Annotated in this window: 2 protein-coding genes; both read left to right on the top strand. The window is 36.7% G+C overall.

The features are described 5' to 3' along the window. The first annotated feature begins 360 nt into the window (after positions 1–360). Positions 361–1908 (top strand): anthranilate synthase component I, encoded by a 1548-nt coding sequence (gene trpE / locus AFK68_RS06975; RefSeq protein ID WP_094672133.1) that lies wholly within the window; start codon positions 361–363, stop codon positions 1906–1908. Between the two features lie 394 nt (positions 1909–2302). Further along, positions 2303–3631, top strand: coding sequence for a Rieske 2Fe-2S domain-containing protein (locus tag AFK68_RS06970; protein WP_094672132.1), 1329 nt, complete (start codon positions 2303–2305; stop codon positions 3629–3631). Positions 3632–3922 lie beyond the last annotated feature (291 nt).

Below are 3922 nucleotides of genomic sequence, written 5' to 3'. Positions count from 1 at the left end.
TTATTAATTAATAATTACATATCAAATCTTTTTTTTGCTAGTTGTAGCTCATTTAATATTAATTATTGTTATTTTTACTTCTCCCCCACTCCTCCACTCCCGCACTCCCCTGCTCTACAAAATGTAGAAATGTTTTTGAGAAATGGTATTACCCCTCGACGCTTTGAAGGCATTTTCAATATAGTAAAAAATATCAAAGTACCGATAATACACATAATTTAAAAAGTAAACTTCAAATAGGTTAAACCTAACTCGATCTAATATTATGTAACTAATAAAATTATCAATCCTAAAAAATGCTGTAATTTATATAAAGGTGTTGGTTCCTGAATCTCTAATCTAATACCAATTTCAAAATTTATGATATTTCCAGACTTCTCCCAATTTTCCCAACTAGCAAAACAAGGTAACTTTGTCCCTGTATACCAAGAATGGGTAGCAGACCTTGATACTCCTGTTTCTGCTTGGTATCGTGTTTGTGCCGATCGCCCCTACAGTTTTTTACTAGAATCAGTGGAAGGTGGGGAGAAAATTGGACGTTATAGTTTTCTGGGTTGCGATCCATTATGGATATTGTCAGCAAGAGGCAACCATACTACCCAAACTTATCGGGATGGTACAGTTAAAACTTTTGAGGGCGATCCCTTTGATGCTCTAGATAACTGTCTCCAACCCTATCAACCTGTAAAATTACCTCAATTACCTCCTGGTATTGGCGGGTTATTTGGTTTCTGGGGTTATGAATTGATTCGGTGGATCGAACCTCGTGTTGCTGTTTACCCACCTGATGAAAATGATTTGCCTGATGGTTTGTGGATGCAGGTGGATAATTTGTTGGTTTTTGACCAGGTGAAACGGAAGATATGGGCGATCGCCTACGCTGATATAAGTTCTCCAGAGGTAGACTTAGAAAAAGTTTATCAACAAACTTGCGATCGCGTTTCTAAGTTAGTAGATAAATTACAATCTCCCCTTTCACAACAAAATACTTTATTAGAATGGCAACCACCAGGAGAAAAAGACAAAGAAGTTACAGATATATACACCAGCAACACACCTCGTGCAGAATTTTGTGCCAATGTTGAGAAAGCTAAAAACTACATCAAAGCAGGAGATATTTTTCAGGTAGTTATTTCCCAACAACTCTCGACTGAATATACAGGAGAACCTTTTAGTCTTTACCGTTCCTTGCGACTAATAAACCCATCTCCATATATGGCTTATTTTAATTTTGGTGACTGGCAAATTATTGGTTCGAGTCCCGAAGTGATGGTGAAAGCAGAAAACACCCCCGATGGTAAACGCCTTGCAATTGTGAGACCTATTGCTGGTACTCGTCGTCGTGGCAAAACTTATGTAGAAGATAATGCTTTAGCTGAAGAGTTGTTGCAAGATCCGAAAGAAAGAGCGGAACATATTATGTTAGTCGATCTAGGTCGCAATGATTTGGGTCGGGTTTGTCAAGTGGGAACAGTCAAAGTTGATGAGTTAATGGTAATTGAACGTTATTCTCATGTGATGCACATTGTTAGTAATGTAGTAGGAGAATTGGCAGACGATCGAACTGCTTGGGATTTATTGAAAGCTTGTTTTCCTGCTGGAACTGTGAGTGGTGCGCCAAAAATTCGGGCGATGGAAATAATTAATGAATTGGAACCTTGTCGGCGGGGGGTTTATTCTGGAGTTTATGGACATTATGATTTTGATGGTCAGTTGAATAGTGCTATTACGATTAGAACTATGGTTGTTAGACCAACAAATGATGGTAAACATACGGTAACTGTACAAGCGGGAGCTGGTTTAGTTGCAGATTCTGTACCGGAAACAGAGTATGAGGAAACTATTAATAAAGCTAGAGGTTTGTTAGAGGCAATTAGATGTTTGAAACGTCATGAAAAGACGGAGTAGGGAGGAAAAACAGAAACCGGGTTTGTGGTAGGTAGATGTTTGACAGTGGGGTATTTAAAACAAACCCGGTTTCTAGGCTTTTTTATACCGATACTACGGGATTTGGTATAACTCTATAATTCAATATGGTTTCCTGCGGAATGCTACCCAAACAGATAAGACCAAAACTGATAAAGTATAGAATTATTAGAGTAGCTGTTGAGATGACAAAATTGCCAAAAAAATCTTTAGTTGAACTAGATCGATCTACTTTTTTCTTCCTTATTCCTTCTTCCTTTCCCTTAAGATAATAAAATTACCAAAAAAAATCTTTAGTTGAACTAGATCGATCTACTTTTTTTCTTCTTTCTTCCCTCTTACTTTCCCTAATTTTTGAACTATAACAACAAAAAAAATGCAAACCGAATTCAACTTTTTTCAGCATTGGTATCCTCTTTCACCTATTGAAGACCTTGACCCAGAAATTCCTGTTCCCGTAACTCTGTTGGGAATGCGCCTAGTCATCTGGAAGGCAAGATATTCTCAGAATTATCAGGTATTTTTAGATGTTTGTCCTCACCGTCTAGCACCCTTAAGTGAGGGTCGTGTAGATGACAAAACTGGTAATTTAATGTGTAGTTATCATGGTTGGCAATTTGATTCTGAAGGTATCTGTACTCATATTCCTCAAGCTGAAAATAAGCAAATTATAGAAAAAAATCGGCAAAATTTCTGTGTAACTGCCTTACCAGTGCGTCAAGAAAATGATTTACTCTGGGTTTGGCCTGATGCGAAAACAGCAGACTTAGCTGCTACAACACCCCTACCATTATCACCAAACATAGATGCTGAGAAAGGTTTTGTGTGGTCTTCTTATGTCCGCGATCTAGAATATGGTTGGGAAATTCTCATAGAAAATTTAGCAGATCCTAGTCATGCTCCTTTTGCTCATCATGGTGTACTAGGTAATCGAGACAAAGCAAGACCTATACCTATGGAGATTCTGCAATCTACAATTAATTTAGTTGAAGTTTCTATTTCAAAAGGCTTCACAAAAATTACTTTTGAACCTCCTTGTCGGTTGGAATATGCAACTACTATTGGTGATACTGGAAAGAAAGTAGGACTTGTTACTTATTGTATACCAATATCTCCTGGAAAATCTAGAATTATTGCTCAGTCTACTAGAAATTTTGGGAAAACACTTCACAGGTTTAAACCGCGTTGGTGGGATCATATCAAAACTCGAAATTTGCTTATAGATGGAGATATGGTTTTACTCAATCAGCAGGAGTATTTACTGAAACAAAAACAATCAAGTGAAAGTTGGAAAACAGCTTATAAATTACCTACAAATGCAGATCGTTCAGTCATTGAGTTTAGAAATTGGTTTGATAAATATTGTGGTGGTAAATTACCTTGGAGTGAAGTAGGAATTAGTGATGCAAATAACTCTCTAATAAATAATAATCACGCCTTACTATTGGATCGTTACAAACAACATACTCAACATTGTAGCAGTTGTCGGGAGGCATTGAAAAATCTACAAAGATTACAAGTTTTACTTGTAACTTATTTCATAATTATTGTCTCTGGAGTTGCTATTTTTCCAGATAATTTGCGGATTCAAATAGGTTTGCCTTTAGTAATTACAGCACTTTTAGGAATGGGGATTTATGCTTGGTTGAAATTATGGTTAATTCCTCAATTTTACTTTGTTGATTATATCCATGCTAAAAAATGAATTGGTCTCATCAAGATGTCAGGACTTACGCACCCTCTCCAAGAAACCGGGTTTACTGCCCTGATTATATCAAATCCGTTTGCAATGGAAGTGTTATAAGCTATAAATTCCTGACTCATGTAGGGGCAAACGGGAGTTTGCCCCTACTTTATACAAATGATTTAAATATTTTATATGGCGATCGCCATTAGTTGTTAACTATATGATTTTGAGGTGCTTGTAAACCCTTGATAAATCACCCTGATTTTAATTATTTTATCGCTGAGGATAAGACTAAGTATGATGAAGTTT

The sequence above is a fragment of the Hydrocoleum sp. CS-953 genome (genome assembly GCF_002260545.1).
Classification (GTDB): domain Bacteria; phylum Cyanobacteriota; class Cyanobacteriia; order Cyanobacteriales; family Microcoleaceae; genus Trichodesmium.
This window is presented reverse-complemented; position numbering and strand designations above follow the sequence as displayed.

Coding starts and splice junctions, on each gene's coding strand:
- trpE (WP_094672133.1), top strand. CDS start 361: ATGATATTTCCAGACTTCTCCCAATTTTCCCAACTAGCAAAACAAGGT.
- AFK68_RS06970 (WP_094672132.1), top strand. CDS start 2,303: ATGCAAACCGAATTCAACTTTTTTCAGCATTGGTATCCTCTTTCACCT.